At 71.8% G+C, this 17,926-nt stretch carries 20 protein-coding genes and 2 tRNA genes; 17 read left to right on the top strand and 5 right to left on the bottom strand.

The features are described from left to right. Positions 1-38: 38 nt before the first annotated feature. The 5 genes from EDF27_RS15645 (at position 39) to EDF27_RS15620 (ending at position 4,366) form a co-directional block, all read left to right on the top strand. A complete protein-coding gene (locus EDF27_RS15645; protein WP_123653897.1) occupies positions 39-1,013 on the top strand; it encodes a sugar ABC transporter permease in 975 nt (324 codons plus the stop codon). Between the two features lie 50 nt (positions 1,014-1,063). Beyond that, the gene (locus EDF27_RS15640) at positions 1,064-1,921 is read left to right on the top strand and encodes a carbohydrate ABC transporter permease (protein WP_243698386.1); all 858 of its coding nucleotides are present in this window, start codon (positions 1,064-1,066) and stop codon (positions 1,919-1,921) included. A gap of 5 nt (positions 1,922-1,926) precedes the next feature. Next, a complete protein-coding gene (locus EDF27_RS19970; protein ID WP_207909646.1) occupies positions 1,927-2,358 on the top strand; it encodes a hypothetical protein in 432 nt (143 codons plus the stop codon). 22 nt (positions 2,359-2,380) lie between these two features. Beyond that, on the top strand, positions 2,381-3,400 hold the full coding sequence (locus EDF27_RS15630; protein ID WP_132049798.1) for a LacI family DNA-binding transcriptional regulator: 1,020 nt from the start codon (positions 2,381-2,383) through the stop codon (positions 3,398-3,400). 336 nt (positions 3,401-3,736) lie between these two features. Beyond that, the gene (locus EDF27_RS15620; protein WP_132049796.1) at positions 3,737-4,366 is read left to right on the top strand and encodes an MBL fold metallo-hydrolase; all 630 of its coding nucleotides are present in this window, start codon (positions 3,737-3,739) and stop codon (positions 4,364-4,366) included. Positions 4,367-4,373: 7 nt separating this feature from the next. On the opposite strand, the gene EDF27_RS15615 is transcribed toward EDF27_RS15620, so the two are convergent. Then, on the bottom strand, positions 4,374-5,231 hold the full coding sequence (locus EDF27_RS15615) for a DUF72 domain-containing protein (protein ID WP_132049794.1): 858 nt from the start codon (positions 5,229-5,231) through the stop codon (positions 4,374-4,376). Between the two features lie 102 nt (positions 5,232-5,333). On the opposite strand from EDF27_RS15615, the gene EDF27_RS15610 reads away from it, so the two are divergent. The 5 genes from EDF27_RS15610 to EDF27_RS15590 all read left to right on the top strand — a co-directional run bounded on the left by EDF27_RS15610 (position 5,334) and on the right by EDF27_RS15590 (position 7,108). Beyond that, positions 5,334-5,409: transfer RNA gene (locus tag EDF27_RS15610), tRNA-Glu, on the top strand. Between the two features lie 39 nt (positions 5,410-5,448). After that, positions 5,449-5,524, top strand: a tRNA-Glu gene (locus EDF27_RS15605). A gap of 176 nt (positions 5,525-5,700) precedes the next feature. Next, positions 5,701-6,138, top strand: a complete 438-nt coding sequence (locus tag EDF27_RS15600) for a CrcB family protein (protein WP_123653772.1) — start codon at positions 5,701-5,703, stop codon at positions 6,136-6,138. After that, the gene (crcB, locus tag EDF27_RS15595) at positions 6,135-6,509 is read left to right on the top strand and encodes a fluoride efflux transporter CrcB (RefSeq protein WP_123653771.1); all 375 of its coding nucleotides are present in this window, start codon (positions 6,135-6,137) and stop codon (positions 6,507-6,509) included. The genes EDF27_RS15600 and crcB overlap by 4 nt, the downstream gene beginning before the upstream one ends. Continuing rightward, a complete protein-coding gene (locus EDF27_RS15590; RefSeq protein WP_123704762.1) occupies positions 6,506-7,108 on the top strand; it encodes a histidine phosphatase family protein in 603 nt (200 codons plus the stop codon). The genes crcB and EDF27_RS15590 overlap by 4 nt, the downstream gene beginning before the upstream one ends. A gap of 35 nt (positions 7,109-7,143) precedes the next feature. On the opposite strand, the gene EDF27_RS15585 is transcribed toward EDF27_RS15590, so the two are convergent. Together EDF27_RS15585 and EDF27_RS15580 are read right to left on the bottom strand one after the other, a co-directional pair. Beyond that, positions 7,144-7,557 (bottom strand): GNAT family N-acetyltransferase, encoded by a 414-nt coding sequence (locus EDF27_RS15585; RefSeq protein ID WP_132049792.1) that lies wholly within the window; start codon positions 7,555-7,557, stop codon positions 7,144-7,146. A 40-nt stretch (positions 7,558-7,597) separates the two neighbouring features. Further along, positions 7,598-8,665 carry an FUSC family protein gene (locus tag EDF27_RS15580; RefSeq protein WP_123653768.1) on the bottom strand — a complete coding sequence of 356 codons (1,068 nt, stop codon included), beginning with the start codon at positions 8,663-8,665 and terminating at the stop codon, positions 7,598-7,600. Between the two features lie 171 nt (positions 8,666-8,836). Between EDF27_RS15580 and leuC the strand changes: the two genes are divergently transcribed. From leuC to EDF27_RS15550, 6 genes are all read left to right on the top strand, one after another. After that, complete coding sequence (gene leuC / locus EDF27_RS15575) at positions 8,837-10,300, top strand: 3-isopropylmalate dehydratase large subunit (RefSeq protein ID WP_132049790.1); 1,464 nt, start codon at positions 8,837-8,839, stop codon at positions 10,298-10,300. Next, positions 10,300-10,896 (top strand): 3-isopropylmalate dehydratase small subunit, encoded by a 597-nt coding sequence (gene leuD, locus EDF27_RS15570; protein WP_123653766.1) that lies wholly within the window; start codon positions 10,300-10,302, stop codon positions 10,894-10,896. The genes leuC and leuD overlap by 1 nt, the downstream gene beginning before the upstream one ends. Continuing rightward, a complete protein-coding gene (gene murA / locus EDF27_RS15565; RefSeq protein ID WP_123653765.1) occupies positions 10,896-12,263 on the top strand; it encodes a UDP-N-acetylglucosamine 1-carboxyvinyltransferase in 1,368 nt (455 codons plus the stop codon). The genes leuD and murA overlap by 1 nt, the downstream gene beginning before the upstream one ends. Position 12,264: 1 nt before the next feature. Beyond that, positions 12,265-13,086 carry a lysophospholipid acyltransferase family protein gene (locus EDF27_RS15560; RefSeq protein WP_132049788.1) on the top strand — a complete coding sequence of 274 codons (822 nt, stop codon included), beginning with the start codon at positions 12,265-12,267 and terminating at the stop codon, positions 13,084-13,086. A 121-nt stretch (positions 13,087-13,207) separates the two neighbouring features. After that, positions 13,208-14,221, top strand: coding sequence for an NAD(P)H-dependent glycerol-3-phosphate dehydrogenase (locus EDF27_RS15555; protein ID WP_132049864.1), 1,014 nt, complete (start codon positions 13,208-13,210; stop codon positions 14,219-14,221). A 32-nt stretch (positions 14,222-14,253) separates the two neighbouring features. Further along, positions 14,254-15,339, top strand: a complete 1,086-nt coding sequence (locus EDF27_RS15550; RefSeq protein ID WP_123653764.1) for a D-alanine--D-alanine ligase family protein — start codon at positions 14,254-14,256, stop codon at positions 15,337-15,339. A 192-nt stretch (positions 15,340-15,531) separates the two neighbouring features. On the opposite strand, the gene EDF27_RS15545 is transcribed toward EDF27_RS15550, so the two are convergent. Then, entirely contained in the window at positions 15,532-16,017 is a 486-nt protein-coding gene (locus EDF27_RS15545; RefSeq protein WP_123653763.1) for a DUF3515 family protein, read from the bottom strand. Between the two features lie 23 nt (positions 16,018-16,040). Here EDF27_RS15545 and thiL point away from each other — a divergent pair, with 23 nt between their 5' ends. Continuing rightward, entirely contained in the window at positions 16,041-17,045 is a 1,005-nt protein-coding gene (thiL, locus tag EDF27_RS15540; RefSeq protein ID WP_243698383.1) for a thiamine-phosphate kinase, read from the top strand. A gap of 225 nt (positions 17,046-17,270) precedes the next feature. Here the strand turns inward: thiL and EDF27_RS15535 are convergent, their stop codons facing one another. Further along, positions 17,271-17,834, bottom strand: coding sequence for an RsmD family RNA methyltransferase (locus EDF27_RS15535; RefSeq protein WP_123653762.1), 564 nt, complete (start codon positions 17,832-17,834; stop codon positions 17,271-17,273). Between the last annotated feature and the right edge of the window lie 92 nt (positions 17,835-17,926).

Raw genomic sequence — 17,926 nt, 5'->3', positions numbered from 1 at the left:
CAACCGAGATCCCAGCAGCGATCCCGAATCCCCAGGGTCTGGAGCCGCAGAAGCGGCGACGCGGCGGACTCAACGCGGAACACGGCCGGTGGGCCGTGTACCTCATCGGTCCCACGATCGTGCTCCTCGCGGTCGTCATCGGCTACCCGGTCGTCAGCGCGATCATCCAGTCGTTCCAGCTCGACGCCGGACTCGACAAGGCGACCGGCCTGTTCGTCGCCGGCGGTTTCGCCGGCGTCACCAACTACGTGCACTGGCTCGGTCAGCAGTGCGGCGACACCGTGTGCCCGCCCGGCAGCCTCGGCTCCCAGTTCTGGGTGTCGTTCGGCAACACGTTCTTCTTCACCGTGGTGACCGTGCTCCTCGAGACGCTGATCGGCGTCTGGATGGCGATCATCATGAACCGCAACTTCAAGGGCCGCGCGCTCGTCCGTGCCGCGATCCTGGTGCCGTGGGCGATCCCGACCGCCGTCACCGCGAAGCTCTGGTACTTCATCTTCGACGCGAACGGCGTGCTCAACCACGTCATCGGCCACCAGGTCCTCTGGACCTCCGGCGAGTGGGCGTCCCGGTTCGCGATCATCATCGCGGACACGTGGAAGACCACCCCGTTCATGGCGCTCCTCATCCTCGCGGGGCTCCAGCTCATCCCGGAAGAGGTCTACGAGGCCGGGAAGATGGACGGCGCCTCGACCGTGCAGCGCTTCATGCTCATCACGCTGCCCCTGCTGAAGCCCGCACTCATGGTCGCGATCCTGTTCCGCGTGCTCGACGCGCTGCGCATGTACGACCTCCCCGCGATCCTGACCGGCGGCGGCGGTGGTTCCGGCAACGCCACGACCACGCTCTCGATCCTCGTCGTGGACCAGATCCGGCAGGGGTTCAACTCGGCGTCGGCCCTGTCGACGATCACGTTCCTGATCATCTTCATCGTCGCGTTCCTGTTCGTCCGCTTCCTCGGGGCGAACGTCGTGCAGACGCAGGCAGCACAGCAGAAGGGTGAACTCAAGTGACCCTCGCAGCGGACCGGCCCCGGTCCACCACCCGCTCCCGCGAACGGTCCATCGACCGTGCCGAGGTCCGCGTCAAGCGCGACACCGGCCCGAAGCTCCGCACCGGCATCCAGGCGGTGATCATCGCCGTCTGGTGCCTGCTGCCGTTCTACTGGATGGTCGTGACGAGCTTCCGCGACGTCGGGTTCACGTTCGACCCGACCCCGTGGCCGACGCACGTGACGCTCGACAACTACACGACGGCGTTCGCGACCTCGCTCGGCAACCACCTCGGACGGGCGCTGCTCAACAGCCTCATCATCGGTGGCGTCGTGACGATCATCGCGCTGCTCGTCGGCACGAGCGCCGCGTACGCACTGGCCCGGCTGGAGTTCCGTGGCAAGTCCCTCATCGCCGGGGCGATCCTCGCCGCGTCGATGTTCCCGGGCGTCGCGCTGATCTCCCCGCTGTTCCAGCTCTTCACCGACATCGGGTGGATGGGCACGTACCAGGCGCTGATCCTGCCGAGCATCTCGTTCGTGCTGCCGCTGACGGTCTACACGCTCGCGTCGTTCTTCCGCGAGATGCCGTGGGACCTCGAGGAAGCGGCCCGCATCGACGGCTGCACCCGCGTGCAGGCGTTCCGGCGGATCATCCTGCCGCTGGCGGCCCCCGCGGTGTTCACGACGGCGATCCTGGCGTTCATCTCCTCCTGGAACGAGTACCTGATCTCCTCGCAGCTCTCCAGCGACGCCACGCAGCCGGTGACCGTCGCGATCGCCTCGTTCGCCGGCACCCAGCCGCACCAGGAGCCCTACACGGCGGTGATGGCGGCGGGCACGATCGTCACGATCCCGCTCGTCATCCTGGTGCTCATCTTCCAGCGACGCATCGTGGCCGGCCTCACCGCCGGTGGTGTGAAGGGCTGATCGTCATGGCACTCAAGGCACCGCGCCGTCCCTCCGCACCGATCGAGGAGGCCATGGGCTTCGTCGGGTTCTTCGGCATCGCGTTCCTCGCCGTCACCGTGTTCTGCGAGTTCACCGGTCGTCCCGCGCTCGGCTGGGCGCTCACGCTGCTGGCGTGCGTGCTCGTCATCGTGGTGCTCGACCGCTGGCGGGTCCGGGTCGTCCGGCGCACCGAGGCCGCCGAGGCCGAGGCAGCCGGACGCCCCGTCCGCCGTGATGCGCACCCCGTCGGCGTGCACGTCCCCGGTGGCGAGCAGCCCGTCGCGACGGTCTTCCGGGACCACGCGCACTCCGGGTGGGACGACCCGGCGCCCCGCCGTCCGCGACCCGTCGCCGTGACCGGTGTGGGGCACGGGAGCCGTGACGTCGGTGACGTGACGCACGCCACGGACGGCTGACGGGCCTCCCGGCGGCGTAGCGATGGGGATCCAGGAGATCGCGACCGTCACCGGACTGTCGAAGGCGACGGTGTCCCGCGCCCTGCGTGGACTGCCGTCGGTGGCCGACACCACGATCGACCAGGTGCGGCGGGTCGCCGACGAGCTCGGGTACGTGCCGAGCTCGGCGGCTGCCGGCCTCGCCACCGGGCGGCAGCGCGCGGTCGGCGTCGTCGTGCCGGTGCTCGACCGGTGGTTCTACGTCAAGGCGCTCGGCGGTGTGGACGCTGAGCTGCGGCAGGCCGGGTACGACCTCGTGCTCTACAACCTCGGCGGTCCGGACGGCGACCGTGACCGGGCGTTCCGCCGCTCCATGCTGCGGCAGCGGGTGGACGCGCTCGTGCTGCTCTCCCTCGTCCTCGACGAGACCGAGCGGTCCGAGCTGCAGCTGAGTGAGCACCCGATGATCGTGATCGGCGGGCCCGCGCCCGGCCTCCGGAACGTCGGAGTGGACGACGACGTCGTCTCGCACTTGGCCGTGTCGCACCTGCTCGGGCTCGGGCACCGGCAGATCGCGTACGTCGGCGGGCAGGACGAGGCGGGGATGAACGTCGCGGTGCCGTTCCGGCGGCGGGACGGGTTCCTCGACGCGATGGCCGCAGCGGGTCTCGCCGTGCCGCCGCGGTGGATCGTCGACGGGCGGTTCTCGTTCGCGGGCGGGGTGGCTGCGGGTGCGGCGCTGCTGGACGGTCCGCCGGCTGCCAGTCCCGGCCGCCCGACGGCCGTCTTCTGCGCGTCCGACGAGATGGCGCTCGGGGTGATGCTCACCGCGGCCCGGCTCGGGCTCGACGTCCCCGGGGACCTGTCCGTGATCGGCATCGACGGGCACGAGTACGGCGCGGCGGTCGGGTTGACCACGATCGCGCAGGACCCGGAGGCGCAGGGGAGGACCGCCGCGCGGGCGGTGCTCGCCGAGGTGGACGGGGCCCGGCCGCGGGCGGTGGCGCCGGCGCCGGTGTCGCTCGTGGTGCGGTCGAGCACGGGGGCGCCGCGGGCGCGCTAGGCGCGGGGCGGCGCGGGCGCGGGCGGCGCGGGCGGCGCGGGCGCGGCCGGCGCGGGCGCGGCCGGCGCGGGCGTGGGCGCGGCCGGCGCGGGCGCGGCCGGCGCGGGCGCGGCCGGCGCGGTGCGAGTTGTATTCGCACAGCGGAAACCGGCTCGCACCACGGACGTCCGTGGTGCGAGCCGGTTTCCGTTGTGCAAGGGCAAACGGCACCGGCGCGCCGGCCCGGCCGGCCCGGCCCCGGCCGGCCCGGCCCCGGCGGCCCGGCCCCGGCGGCCCGGCCGGCCCGGCCGGGCCGCCGCCCGCTGCGCCGCGCCGCGCGCGCGTACGCTCGCCGGCATGGACGTCACGAAGCTCGAGCACGCCTGCCAGGTCGTCGAGATCGTCGGATCCCGGCTCGTCATCGACCCCGGCAACTTCACGCGGCCGGTCGACGTCACCGGTGTCGCCGCGGTCGTCCTCACCCACGAGCACCCCGACCACGTCACGCCGGAGCAACTGCAGCGGGTCCTCGACGCGAACCCCGGGGCGCTCGTGTTCGGCCCGGCCGGGGTCGCCGCGGCCCTGCCCGACTTCGCCGTGGACGTCGTCACCGACGGGGACCGCCGCGTCGTCGGGCCCTTCGAGCTCACCTTCCACGGCACCCGCCACAACGTCATCCACTCGTCCGTCCCCGTCGTGGACAACACCGGGGTGTTCGTGAACGGCCGGCTCTTCTACCCGGGCGACAGCTACACCGACCCGGGCGTCCCGGTGGAGGTCCTCGCCGCACCCGTCGGCGCCCCGTGGCTCAAGGTCGCCGAGATGATGGACTACGTCGCCGCGATCGCACCGCAGCGCGCGTACCCGGTGCACGAGGCCACCCTCTCCGAGGTCGGCTACGGCATGCACAACGGCCGGCTCCGGGAGATGATCGAGCCCGTCGGCGCGCTGGTCGTGCTCCGGCCGGGCGAGTCGCTCACGATCTGAGCGCGGATCACCGGCCTGGAGGCTCGGCTCGTCCCCGTCCCGCCGCCCGGGTCCGCAGGCGGTCGCCGACGATCCGGTCGAGGGCCAGCGCGTCCCACGGTGCGTGCCGTTCCGCGTCGTTGTCGAAGTACACGTAGGCGTCCCGGCCGGCGTCGAGGTGGTCGAGGACCGTAGTGGCCCACCGGCCGAGGGCCTGCGGCGAGTACCCGTCGTGGTACGTCCTTGGTGCGCCGTGCAGGCGGAGGTAGGCGATCCGCGCGCCGGTGTCCGCGCGGAAGCGTGGGAAGTCGCCGGCGTGCGAGTCGACGAGCGCCACGCGGTGCCGGCGGAGGACGTCGAGCTGCTCCGGGGTGACGGTCGAACGGAACTCGACGGCGTGGTCGATCGTCCGTGCCGGGTCCTCGGCGACGACCGGCGCGTCCGCGACCTTGTCGTCGTGCCGTGCGGCGAGTTCGGCGGCCGCGGCGTGGGTGTCGGGCAGCAGCGACAGGAAGGTGTCGAGCACTTCGGGGGTCGGGCTGAGCGCTTCCGGCAGCTGCCAGAGCACCGGGCCGAGGGTGTCGCCGAGCTCGAGCGGGCCGGACGCGAAGAAGTTCGCCAGCGCCGTCTCCGCGTTCCGGAGCCGCAGCATGTGCGTGACGTACCGGCCGCCCTTCACCGCGAACCGGAAGCCCGGCGGGACAGCGGCACGCCAGGCCCGGTACCGCTCCGGTCGCTGCAGGGAGTAGAAGGAGCCGTTCAGCTCGACCGTGGAGAACCGCTCGGCGACGTACTCGAGCCACCGCCGCTTGGCCAGTCGTTCCGGGTAGAAGTCGCCGCGCCAGCCGTCGTACTGCCACCCCGAGAGCCCGATCCGCGCGGTCATCGATCCACCGTATGCTCCGAGCGGCATGGCGGCACACCCGGGCGACACGCCTCGTTTTGGCAGGTTGCGAGCCGTGTGCCATACTTGTCGAGTTGTCGGAACGGCCCCATCGTATAGCGGCCTAGTACGCTGCCCTCTCACGGCGGTAACGCGGGTTCGAATCCCGCTGGGGTCACCACAGGTGGCTAGCTTCCGAGTCCGACAACATGCCTGCCGCGGCCCCATCGTATAGCGGCCTAGTACGCTGCCCTCTCACGGCGGTAACGCGGGTTCGAATCCCGCTGGGGTCACCAACCGAAGGTCCTCGTCCACCCGGACGGGGACCTTCGTCGTTCATGCCCGTGCTGGTTCCGCCCCGCTGGCCGTCGAGTGCGCACACGTTGCGCGCGAAGGGCGCCCTGGCCGCAACGACTGCGCTCTCGATCGGCCTGGTCGGTATGGTGGGGCGGCTCGGCGAGAGGAGAACCGCGTGACCGTGCCCCGCGACGCCCGACCACCGCACCTGCAGTGGGGGTACATCGGACTCGTCGTACTCGGCGGGGCGATCGGCACGGCGATCCGCGCGGTGCTCGCCGACCTGCTGCCCGCCGTGGACGGCGTGAGCTGGACCATCGTCGGCATCAACGTCGTCGGGGCGTTCTGTCTCGGGCTGCTCCTGGACACCCTCGCCCGCCGCGGTCCGGACGTCGGGCGACGTCGTGCGCTCCGGCTGTTCGTCGGGACCGGCGTGCTCGGCGGCTTCACGACCTACAGCACCCTGGCGGACGACACGGCGCGGTTGCTCGACGTCGGGCGGTGGGGCGCCGGCTCCGGGTACGCGCTCCTGACCGTCGTGGCCGGTCTCGCGGCGGTCGTCGCCGGGCTCTGGGTCGCGTCGCTGCTGCGTCCGCGTGGAGCCACCCGGTGAGCGCGCTCGAACTGCTCCTGGTGGCGATCGGCGGTGGCGTCGGTGCCGCGCTCCGGTTCGTCCTCGACGGCCTCGTCAAGGCGCGGGTCACCGGCTTCCCCGTCGGCACGGCGATCATCAACGTCACGGGGTCGTTCGTCCTCGGGCTCCTCACGGGACTCGGGGAGTCCGGCACGCTCGCGATCCCGGGAGTCGCCATCCTCGGCACGGGCATGATGGGTGGGTACACGACGTTCTCGACGGCGAGTGTCGAGACCGTGCAGCTCCTCCGATCCGGCAAGACCCGGCTCGCCGTCCTGAACGGCCTCGGCATGCTCGTCGTCTCGGTCGGCGCAGCCGCGCTCGGCCTCTGGATCGGAAGGAACCCATGACCTCGGAACGCCCCGGCGAACTCGTCCTCGTCCGCCACGGAGAGACGGAGTGGTCGAAGAGCGGTCAGCACACCGGCCGCACCGACATCCCGCTCACCGACAACGGCATCGAGCAGGCGGAGCGTGCCGGCCGGTACCTGGCGGACCGTGACTTCGCCCTCGCGCTCTCGAGCCCGCTGCAGCGCGCCCGCGACACCGCGGCGCTGATCGGCGTCGACCCGGAGCTCGACGAGGACCTCTACGAGTGGGACTACGGCGCGTACGAGGGACTGACCACGCCGCAGATCAAGGTGCAGCGGCACGGGCCGTGGGACCTCTGGACCGACGGCGTGCCCGAGGGGGACACCCCCGGCGAGAGCGCTGCCGAGGTCCGGGTCCGTGCGGAGCGCGTGCTGAACCGTGCGCGTCCGGTGCTCGCCGAGGGCCAGGACGCGGTGTTCGTCGCGCACGGGCACGTGCTGCGGGCGATCGGTGCCGCCTGGATCCGGCTCGCGCCGCAGGACGGCGCCGTGCTGAAGCTCGGCACGGCCTCGGTGAGCATCCTCGGGTACGAGCACGGCCGCCCGGTCATCGACGCCTGGAACATCCAGCCCGACTGACGGACGCCGCGACGGAGGTACCCGTCGCTGGCCGACTACCGCAGGACGGCTGCCATCCCCAGGCTCGGAGCGACGTCGTCGAGTCCGAGCGAGCGGTACAGCGGCTGCCCGGGCGGGTCCCCGATGAGCGAGACGTACGCGCCCTCGGGGGCTCGTGTCCGGATGTCGGCGATGAGCCACTCGAGCACGCGCCGCCCGAGGCCTCGGCGCTGGTGCGCGGGGTCGGTGGCGATGTCCGCGATGTGGAAGTACCAGCCGCCGTCACCGAGCACTCGGCCCATCGCGACGGGTGCGCCGTCGGCGGCCACCACGTGACAGGCGGACCAGCTGCCGCTGATCGCCCCGGCTCCCTGGTCCGGACGGACCGGGGTCAGCCCGGAGTCGCGGCGGAGGCGGAGGTAGTCGTCGAGCGGCGGCGGGCCCTCGACGATCCGGTAGTCGTCGTCCATGCCCTGATCCTGCCGGGCGCCGCCGACAAGCGGCCCGGCATCAGACCGTGCGGATGGCGCTCGTGGCGCCGAGCGCGCGGCCTCGCCGACGCTCGATCGCGCGCCCGACGACGAGCAGCGCGACGCTGACGAGGGCGCCGAGCGTGGTCTGCGCGACGCGGTCGAGCGCGAGGAGCTCCGGCGCCTCGGGGAGACTCAGCCACGACACCGCGAGCGCGAGCGGCGTCAGGAACAGCAGGCACACGGCGTAGTTCCGGGCGACGAAGATCTCCGCGAAGAACTGCCCGACGACGGCGATCACGACGATCCACCACGCTCCGGGTTCGAGCAGCAGGATCCCGACCGCGATCACGGTGCCGCCGATCGTGCCGATGAAGCGCTGGAACGCCCGGAGGACGGTGTGCCGCTGCCGGAGCGCCGGCAGCGTCGACACGACCGCGATCACGGCCCAGTACGGGTGCCCGAGGCCGGGGATCGACTCCGCGATCGCGCCGGCGACGAGCGCCCCGACGACGTTGAGCCCGACGGTCTCCCAGAGCGCCCCGGTTCGGAGGATGCCGAGCCCGCGCTCCTTCAGCGGCGCGAGCGGACGGAAGCGGTGCGGGGCCCGCGGGTGCCAGAACCGGCGGATGACGAAGCCGGACATCGCGACGAGCCATGCCCATGCGACGGACCCGAGGATGATGGTCACGACGAGCGGCAGGTCGGCGGGCTTCAGCGGCACGAGCGCGGACACCACGAACGCGAACGTCGGGAAGATCGGCTGTGCGGGGATCGTCCGCAGGGTGCTGAGCGTGCACACGGCCACCACGAGCACCCCGACGAGCCCGACGGCCTGCAACCAGAGCTGCGAGCCGGCCAGGGACACCGCGATCCCTGCGAACATGCACAGGATCTGCAGGCCGCCCGCGACGCCCGTCGTCACGGCACGCTGCCGGTACTGCTCCGTCGCGCCGAAGATCGCGGTGAACCCGGCGAACATCGCGAAGGCCGCGTACCCGGGCATCCCGAGCGCGATGAGCAGGGCGAGCGGAGCGCCTCCAGCGATCGCGGCGCGTGCGGCGCCCTCGAGGTTGACCGTTCGGGTGGAGTGCGCGGGGTTCGTCATGACCCGGCCATTCTCCCACCGCGACAGGTGTTGCAGAACGCACGCCGAGCCTCCCGGCCGGGTGGAACCGGCCCCGTGGCGGAGGTGGGCCAGTTGGTATACCAGTGCTAGAGTGACCGGATCGCGCCGCGACAGCGGTGTCCGACGAACGCGAACCGAAGGGTCGAGAGCATGGGCAGGACGCTCGCCGAGAAGGTGTGGGACGACCACGTCGTCGTCAAGGGTGAGGACGGGAAGCCGGACCTCCTCTACATCGACCTGCACCTCGTGCACGAGGTGACGAGCCCGCAGGCCTTCGACGGGCTGCGGCAGGCCGGTCGCCCGGTGCGCCGACTCGACCTCACGATCGCGACCGAGGACCACAACACCCCGACGCTCGCCATCGACCGGCCGATCGCCGACCCGACGAGCCGCACCCAGATCGAGACGCTCCGTCGCAACTGTGCCGAGTTCGGCGTCCGCCTGCACTCGCTCGGCGACAAGGAGCAGGGGATCGTGCACGTCGTCGGCCCGCAGCTCGGCCTGACGATGCCCGGCATCACGGTGGTGTGCGGCGACTCGCACACCTCGACGCACGGCGCGTTCGGCGCGATGGCGTTCGGCATCGGCACGAGCGAGGTCGAGCACGTCCTCGCCACGCAGACCCTGCCGCTGAAGCCCTTCAAGACGATGGCGATCACCGTCGAGGGCGCACTCCGCCCGGGGGTCACGGCGAAGGACATCATCCTCGCCGTGATCGCGAAGATCGGCACCGGCGGCGGGCAGGGCTACGTGCTCGAGTACCGCGGCTCGGCGATCCGGGCGCTCTCGATGGAGGGCCGCATGACGATCTGCAACATGTCGATCGAGGCCGGCGCCCGTGCCGGGATGGTCGGCCCTGACCAGATCACCTACGACTACGTGCAGGGCCGCGACCACGCACCGGCCGGCGCCGACTGGGACGAAGCGGTCGCGTACTGGGACACGCTGAACACCGACGACGACGCGGTGTTCGACGCCGAGGTGTTCATCGACGCCGACTCGCTCGAGCCGTTCGTCACCTGGGGCACGAACCCCGGCCAGGGCGTCTCGCTCTCCGAGTCCGTGCCGAACCCGGCCGACTACGCGGACCCGAACGACCAGGCCGCCGCACAGCGCGCGCTGGAGTACATGGACATCGAGGCCGGCACGCCGATGAAGGACATCGCCGTCGACGCGGTGTTCATGGGCTCGTGCACGAACTCGCGCATCGAGGACCTCCGGGCCTTCGCGTCCGTGATCGAGGGCCGGACCAAGGCCGAGGGCGTCCGCGTGATGGTCGTGCCGGGGTCCGCCCGGGTGCGGCTCGAGGCCGAGGCCGAGGGGCTCGACAAGGTCTTCATCGACTTCGGGGCGGAGTGGCGGTTCGCCGGCTGCTCGATGTGCCTCGGCATGAACCCCGACCAGCTCGCGCCGGGGGAGCGCTGCGCGTCCACCTCGAACCGCAACTTCGAGGGACGCCAGGGCAAGGGCGGCCGGACGCACCTCGTGTCGCCGCTCGTCGCCGCCGCCACCGCCGTCCGTGGCACGCTCTCGAGCCCGTGGGACCTGGCCGAGGACGATGCACGCACCAACGTCGACGCGATCGCGTCGGAGAACACCGAAGGGGTCCGCTGATGGACAAGATCGGCACCGTCACCGGGATCGCCGCACCGCTGAAGCGGTCGAACGTCGACACCGACCAGATCATCCCGGCGGTCTACCTGAAGCGCGTCACGAAGACCGGCTTCGAGGACGCACTGTTCTCCGGCTGGCGCCAGGACCCGGCGTTCGTGCTCAACCAGCCCGAGTACCAGGGCGCCCAGGTGCTCGTCGCCGGCCCGGACTTCGGCACCGGTTCCTCGCGCGAGCACGCGGTGTGGGCACTCCGTGACTTCGGCTTCAAGGTCGTGGTCTCGCCCCGCTTCGCGGACATCTTCAAGGGCAACGCGGGCAAGCAGGGCCTGGTCACCGCAATCGTGACCGAACCGGAAGTCGAGCGGCTCTGGGCTGCGATCGAGGCGAACCCGGGCATCGAGGCGACGGTGGACCTGGCGACCCAGCGCGTGTCGCTGGGCGATGTGGACGTGGCTTTCGAGATCGACGCTTACACTCGTTGGCGGTTGATGGAAGGGCTCGACGACATCGGGCTCACCCTCCGTGACGAGACCTCGATCACGGAGTTCGAATCCCGCCGGGGAACCTGGCGGCCGAAAACATTGCCGGTGAAGTAGTGAACTCTCTCGTACAGGACGCAGCAGCTGCAGGGGCACGCGTGGGACTCAAGTCGGACGAGATCGTCATCCGCGGCGGGAAGCCGCTGGTCGGACGCATCGAGGTGCGCGGCGCGAAGAACCTCGCGACGAAGGCCATGGTCGCCTCGCTGCTCGGCGACACCCCGTCGATCCTCAAGGACGTCCCGGACATCTCCGACGTCAAGGTCGTCCGCGCGCTGCTCGAGGTGCACGGCGTGCGCATCACCGATCCTGCACGAGGCGAGCTCATCCTCGACCCGTCGAACGTCGAGTCGGCGCACTTCGCCGAGATCGACGCCCACGCCGGGTCGAGCCGCATCCCGATCCTGTTCTGCGGCCCGCTGCTGCACAAGCTCGGTGAAGCATTCATCCCCGACCTCGGTGGCTGCCGCATCGGCGACCGCCCGATCGACTTCCACCTCGACGCGCTCCGCGCCATGGGTGCCGTCGTCGACAAGCAGATCTCCGGCATCCACATCACGGCGCCGAACGGCCTCAAGGGGGCGAACATCGAGCTCCCGTACCCGAGCGTCGGTGCGACGGAGCAGGTCCTGCTCTCGTCGACCCTCGCCGACGGCGTGACCGAACTCCGGAACGCCGCGATCGAGCCCGAGATCATGGACCTCATCGCGATCCTGCAGAAGATGGGCGCGATCATCACGGTCGAGCCGAGCCGCACGATCTTCATCGAGGGCGTCAAGTCCCTCCGTGGCTACACGCACCGTGCGATCAACGACCGCAACGAGGCAGCGAGCTGGGCGTCCGCCGCACTCGCGACCAACGGCGACATCTTCGTCGAGGGCGCGAAGCAGCAGGAGCTCATGACGTTCCTCAACGTCTTCCGCAAGGTCGGCGGCGGCTTCGACATCCAGGAAGACGGCATCCGGTTCTACCGCGAGCTCGACGTCCTGAAGCCCGTCGTCATCGAGACCGACGTGCACCCCGGCTTCATGACCGACTGGCAGCAGCCGCTCGTCGTGGCGCTGACGCAGGCCGAGGGCCGGAGCGTCGTGCACGAGACCGTCTACGAGAACCGCTTCGGCTTCACCGACGCGCTCAACGAGATGGGTGCGGACATCGTCGTGCACAAGGAGGGGCTGCCCGGGCACGACCGCCGTGTCGCCCGCCGCCCGTTCGAGCAGGCCGCGGTCATCACCGGCCCGACCAAGCTGCACGGGGCGAACGTCCGCGTGCCCGACCTCCGTGGTGGCTTCAGCCACCTCATCGCGGCGCTGACCGCGGAGGGCGAGTCGCACATCACGAACGTCGGCATCATCTCCCGCGGGTACGAGCACTTCATCCCGAAGCTGCGGAAGCTCGGCGCGGACTTCGACTTCGCGGGCTGACGTGGCAGCGAACGACGGCCCCGGCGCGCCGGCGTCCGGCCGTGACCTCGACCGGGTCACGACCGGCCTGCCGAACCCCGGCCGCCGGTGGAAGCGCGGCGACCTGAACCTGGCGTTCCGGATCACCGCGATCTTCGTGATCCCGACGTTCCGGTTCACCGCGCGCTACCACTGGCACGGCCCGAACCGCCTCCCCGAGGACGGCGCGTTCGTGCTCGCGCCGAACCACTACACGAACATCGACCCCCTGGTCGTGGGCACCGCGGTGTACATCAGCCGCCGGCAGCCCCGCTTCCTGGCGAAGGCGTCGCTGTTCCGCGTCCCGGTGCTCGGCAAGCTGATGAGCGGCATGGGGCAGATCCCCGTCGAGCGCAGCGGCCGGACCCGGCTGAACGACCCGCTCCGCGGGGGCAAGTCCCTCGTCGAGTCGGGCGGCGCCGTGATCGTCTACCCGGAGGGCACGCTCACCCGTGACCCGGACCTGTGGCCGATGCGCGGCAAGACCGGTGCGGTGCGGATCGCGCTCGAGAACGACGTCCCGCTCATCCCGATGGCGCACTGGGGCACGCAGAAGATCATGGCGCGGTACTCGAACAAGCTCCGGCTGTTCCCGCCGTCCCGCGTGGACATCGTCTTCGGCGACCCCGTCGACCTGTCGGCGTACCGCGGCCGGCCGATCGACCAGCAGATGCTCATCGAGGCGACCGCCATCGTGATGGACCGGATCACCGAGCTCGTCGAGCAGCTCCGCGGGGAGCAGGCACCGGCGAAGCGGTGGGACCCGTCCGCGAACAACCAGAAGGAAACCGGCAAGTTTGAGTGACGCACGCGCCGCCAGCGGACCCGACCGGGCCGCCGCGCCCGGCCTCCGCCCGCACGACGACCACCCGGATCCCACCGCCGCCGCTCGTGGCGCCGTGGACACCGCCGCCATCCGCGTCGTGATGCAGTCCACCGACAAGCCCCGCGTCGCCGTGATCGGCGCCGGGAGCTGGGGGACCACGTTCGCGAAGGTCCTCGCCGAGGGCGGTGCGTCCACCGTCCTGTGGGCACGTCGTCCCGAGGTCGCGCGCGAGATCACCGAGACGAAGCGGAACTCCGAGTACCTGCCCGGCATCAACCTGCCCCGCACGCTGACCGCGTCGACGTCGCTGGCGTCCGTGCTCGACGGCGCGGAGCAGGTCTACGTCTCGGTGCCGTCGCAGACGCTGCGCTCGAACCTCGCCGCGATCCGGGAACTGCTGCCGGCCGGCGTCCCCGTCGTCAGCCTGATGAAGGGCGTCGAGAAGGCCACCGGCCTCCGGATGAGCGAGGTCCTGCTCGAGGGCCTCGGCATCGACCAGGACCGCATCGCCGTCGCGAGCGGCCCGAACCTGGCGCTCGAGATCGCCCGACGCCAGCCCACCGCGGCCGTCGTGTCCTCGTCGAGCGCGGACACCGCCAGCGCCGTCGCCGCGGTCGCGACGAACCCGTACTTCCGGTCGTTCATCAACACCGACGTGATCGGTACCGAGTTCGGCGGGGTGCTGAAGAACCTCATCGCCGTCGCGATCGGCATCGTCGACGGTGTCGGCTACGGCGAGAACACGAAGGCGTCGATCATCACGCGCGGCCTCGCCGAGATGACCGACTTCGCGGTGTCGCTCGGCGCGCAGCCCTCGACGCTCTCCGGGCTCGCGGGCCTCGGCGACCTCATCGCCACGTGCCAGTCGCCGCTGTCGCGGAACAACACCGCCGGGCGCCTGCTCGGCCAGGGGTACCGCTTCGACGAGGTCGTCCGGCAGATGAACCAGACCGCCGAGGGCCTGGCGTCCGTCGCACCGATCCTCGAGCTCGCCGCGGCGAACGGCGTCGACATGCCCATCGTGGGGCAGGTCGCCGAGGTGCTCGCCGGTAGGCTCGATCCGCGCAACATCGCGCCGCACCTCACCGAGACCGACGAGCCCCAGGGCGAGTGACCGGTCCGGCCACTCTGCATCCGGGAGCGCCCATGACCAGCACCACCACCGTCGTCGTCCTGTTCGGCGGCCGGTCCAGCGAGCACGAGATCAGCTGCGTGACCGCCGGCGGCATCATGGACGCGGTCGACCGCGCCGCGTACGACATCGTGCCGGTCGGCATCACGAAGGACGGCGCGTTCACGCTCCAGCCCGACGACCCGGAGCAGTGGGCGCTCGTCGGGCAGCAGCTGCCGACCGTGCCCGACAACGGGACGCGGGTCCGGTTCCCGAGCGCCGCGGAACCGCGCGCACTGACCGTCGAGCACGCGGACGGCAGCGTCACCACGATCCCGGTCGACCTGGTGTTCCCGATCCTGCACGGCCCCTTCGGCGAGGACGGCACCATCCAGGGCCTCCTCGAGACCGCCGGCCTGCCGTACGCCGGGGACGGTGTCCTCGCGAGCGCGCTCGCGATGGACAAGCACGTCGCGAAGGCCGTCCTGGAGCACGCCGGACTCCGGGTCGCACCGTGGACGACGGTGCTCCGCCGCGAGTGGGAAGCGGACGAGCTCGACGTCGCCGAGCGCATCGCCGCGCACGGCTGGCCGCTGTTCGTGAAGCCGGCGCGTGCCGGGTCGAGCATGGGCGTGTCCCGTGTCGACTCGCCCGAGGACCTCGCAGCCGCCATGCGGCTCGGCTTCGAGCACGACAGCAAGGTCATCGTCGAGCCCCGGATCGTCGGCCGGGAGGTCGAGGTCGCCGTGCTCGAGGGCCGTGACGGTGTGCCGCGCACGAGCCTCCCCGGCGAGATCGTCGTCGCCGAGGACGGCTTCTACGACTTCGCCGCGAAGTACCTCGGCGGTGACGAGCAGCTGCTCTGCCCGGCGCCCCTCACCGAGGCCGAGACGGACGAGATCCGCTCCATCGGCGCCCGTGCGTTCGAGGCCATCGGCGGCTCCGGGCTGGCCCGCGTCGACTGCTTCCTCACCGACGACGGTTTCGTCGTGAACGAGGTCAACACGATGCCCGGCTTCACCCCGTTCTCGATGTACCCGCGCTGCTGGGCGGCGACCGGGGTCACCTACCCGGAGCTGGTCACCGAGCTCATCGAGCTGGGGCGCGCGGCGGTCCGCTGACCGCACGACGGCCTGTGGCCGGTTCCGTACCGGACGGGAGGCTCGGTGCGGGCCCGACCCGGGCCTCCCGGCCGGTACCGGGTCGCGTCAGCCCTGCACGTCGCGACGAGCGTCGGGGCGCGTCAGCCCTGCACGTCGCGACGAGTGTCGGGGCGCGTCAGCCCTGCACGTCGCGACGAGCGTCGGGTCGAGTCAGCCCTGCACGTCCGAGGGATCGAGGCACTTGTGCCCGTCCTTCGGCAGGGTCTCGACGGCGGTGCCGATGTCCTGCAGGACCTGACTCGTCGTCTTCGAGGTGTCGATGACGACCTGGACGGCCGGGTCGCGGCCGAAGGTCGTGTACACGATGCGCTTGTCCTGGTCGTCCCGGATCCAGTCGACCGACCCCTGCGAGAAGCACGGCAGGTCGGACACCGTCGGGACCGCGACACCGCAGTGGTAGAGCGCCGCGGACGGGTCGCCCCACGCGGCGGTCGACTGTGCGTTCGTGTTGCGGAGCGCGTACTTCGTGTCCACCGTGTCGGGCAGGCGGACCTGGGCGGCGGCGCACGCGGCGGCGTCAGCGGACGGGGCAGCGGTCATCGCGACGGCGTTCGTGCAGCCCGTCAGGCCGGCAGCCAGGGCGACGACGACGCCGAGCGCGGCGAGGATCCGGGTGGGGCGGCGCACGGTGTCCATCGGCTCCAGGCTACCGTTCTCGTGTGGACGCGAGGGACGAACGGGCTGCGCCGGTGGACTGGACCGGGCCGACGGTGGGGGAGTTGGGGGAGCTGGTCGTGCTCGACCGGGTGACCTCCCGGTTGCCGGCCGGGTCGCCGATCGTCGGACCCGGCGACGACTGCGCCGTGGTCGCAGCGCCCGACGGCCGCTTCGTGGTGACGACGGACATGATGGTGCACGGGCCGGACTTCCGGTGGGCGTGGTCCTCGCCCGAGGACGTCGGGTGGAAGGCCGCGGCGACGAACCTGTCGGACGTCGCGGCGATGGGCGCGGTGCCGTCCGGACTCGTGGTCGCGATCGCCGCGCCGCAGGACACGCCCGTCGCGGTGCTCGAGGGCATCGCGGACGGCTTCCGACTCGCGGTCGATGCGTTGGCGCCCGGGTGCGGCGTGGTCGGCGGGGACCTGTCGACCTCGTCGGCGTTCACCCTCGCGGTGACGGCGTTCGGTGACCTCGGAGGACGGGCTCCGGTGCTGCGGTCCGGTGCCCGCGCCGGGGACGTCGTGGCGGTGTCGGGAGAGCTCGGACGTGCGGCGCGGGGGCTGTCGCGGCTGTTCCGCGACGGGGTCGATGCGTCGGGGACGCCCTCGGCTGCGGCGACCCGGGCGAGCGGCGCCGACGAGGACCCGGACGTGGGACGGCAGCGCCGGCCGGTGCCGCCGATCGCGGACGGGCCGGCAGCTGCTGCGGGTGGGGCGACGGCGATGCTCGACCTGTCGGACGGGCTGGCGATCGACGCGGGCCGGCTGGCGCGGGCGAGCGGGGTGACGCTGACGTTGTCCGTCCACCTCGACGATGTCTCCCTGCACGGCGGCGAGGACCACGGGCTGCTCGCGACGTTCCCGCCGGACGTGGCGCTGCCGGGTGGGTTCCGGGCGATCGGTGTGGTGGTGCCCCGGGGCGCGGCGGACCTCGTCCGCGGCGGCGTGCCCGTGCCGACCACGGGGTGGGACCCGTACGCCGACTGGGACGGCGTCGCGGGCTGAGCCGCGCGCGGGCCGGGCGGTCGGGCGGGCGCCGGTTCGCGCGGGCCGTCGAGCGCGCGGTCGCGCGGGGTCGCGGCGCGGATTCGACACGGCACGAGTCGATCGACCTCTGCCGTGTCGAAGCATGCGGAAGGATCCGGTACGTCCGCATGTTCCGACACCGCACGAGTCGATCGACCTCTGCCGTGTCGGAAGACGCATGCGGACGGGCGCACGGAAGGACGCTCAGGGCGCGGCGACCACGGCCTCCCAGGCGATGGTCTCGCCGTAGCTCCGCTTGCTGAAGGGCTCGAGTCCCGCGGGCCAGGTCGGCTCCGGGGAGCGCTTGCTCCGCTCCACGACGACCACGGCCTCCGCGGTGAGCCGGGGCACCAGCGCTTCGAGGACGTCCGCGATCTCGGACTCGGCGACGTCGTACGGCGGGTCGATGAACACCAGGTCGAAGGTCCGCACGGTGCCCCGCAGGAACCCGAGCACCGGCTGCGCGTGCACGTCGATCCGCACACCGGGGACCCGCTTCTGCACGGCCCGCGCGTTCTCACGGCAGGACGTCGCCGCCGCGGAGGCCCGGTCGACCAGCACGACCTCCACCGCACCGCGCGACGCTGCCTCGAGCCCGAGCGCACCCGTCCCCGCGTACAGGTCCGCCACCGCGGTGTCGTCCACGAGCCCCCGCGCTTCGAGCGAGGAGAACAGGGCTTCCCGCACCCGGTCGCTCGTCGGACGGGTGCCCGACTTCGGCACCCGGAGCGTCAGGGAACCGGCGGCGCCGGCGATGATGCGGGTCATGCTGCAACCGTAGCGGCCACCGGGTGCCCACCAGGCGCTCTCCACAGGCCCGTCCGGTCGTCCACAGGCCCGCCTGGTCGTCCACAGGCCCG

The sequence above is a fragment of the Curtobacterium sp. PhB136 genome (assembly GCF_004346855.1).
GTDB lineage: Bacteria > Actinomycetota > Actinomycetes > Actinomycetales > Microbacteriaceae > Curtobacterium.
The sequence above is the reverse complement of the archived record's forward strand: the minus strand, read 5'-3'. Positions and strand labels throughout refer to the sequence as shown.

Excerpts from the sequence above, each read along its gene's own strand:
- EDF27_RS15535 (WP_123653762.1), bottom strand. The coding sequence starts at position 17,834 with ATGACCCGCATCATCGCCGGCGCCGCCGGTTCCCTGACGCTCCGGGTG.
- EDF27_RS15550 (WP_123653764.1), top strand. The coding sequence starts at position 14,254 with ATGACCAGCACCACCACCGTCGTCGTCCTGTTCGGCGGCCGGTCCAGC.
- leuD (WP_123653766.1), top strand. The coding sequence starts at position 10,300 with ATGGACAAGATCGGCACCGTCACCGGGATCGCCGCACCGCTGAAGCGG.
- EDF27_RS15555 (WP_132049864.1), top strand. The coding sequence starts at position 13,208 with ATGCAGTCCACCGACAAGCCCCGCGTCGCCGTGATCGGCGCCGGGAGC.
- EDF27_RS19970 (WP_207909646.1), top strand. The coding sequence starts at position 1,927 with ATGGCACTCAAGGCACCGCGCCGTCCCTCCGCACCGATCGAGGAGGCC.
- EDF27_RS15580 (WP_123653768.1), bottom strand. The coding sequence starts at position 8,665 with ATGACGAACCCCGCGCACTCCACCCGAACGGTCAACCTCGAGGGCGCC.
- EDF27_RS15545 (WP_123653763.1), bottom strand. The coding sequence starts at position 16,017 with ATGGACACCGTGCGCCGCCCCACCCGGATCCTCGCCGCGCTCGGCGTC.
- EDF27_RS15615 (WP_132049794.1), bottom strand. The coding sequence starts at position 5,231 with ATGACCGCGCGGATCGGGCTCTCGGGGTGGCAGTACGACGGCTGGCGC.
- EDF27_RS15585 (WP_132049792.1), bottom strand. The coding sequence starts at position 7,557 with ATGGACGACGACTACCGGATCGTCGAGGGCCCGCCGCCGCTCGACGAC.
- EDF27_RS15590 (WP_123704762.1), top strand. The coding sequence starts at position 6,506 with ATGACCTCGGAACGCCCCGGCGAACTCGTCCTCGTCCGCCACGGAGAG.
- leuC (WP_132049790.1), top strand. The coding sequence starts at position 8,837 with ATGGGCAGGACGCTCGCCGAGAAGGTGTGGGACGACCACGTCGTCGTC.
- EDF27_RS15630 (WP_132049798.1), top strand. The coding sequence starts at position 2,381 with ATGGGGATCCAGGAGATCGCGACCGTCACCGGACTGTCGAAGGCGACG.
- EDF27_RS15620 (WP_132049796.1), top strand. The coding sequence starts at position 3,737 with ATGGACGTCACGAAGCTCGAGCACGCCTGCCAGGTCGTCGAGATCGTC.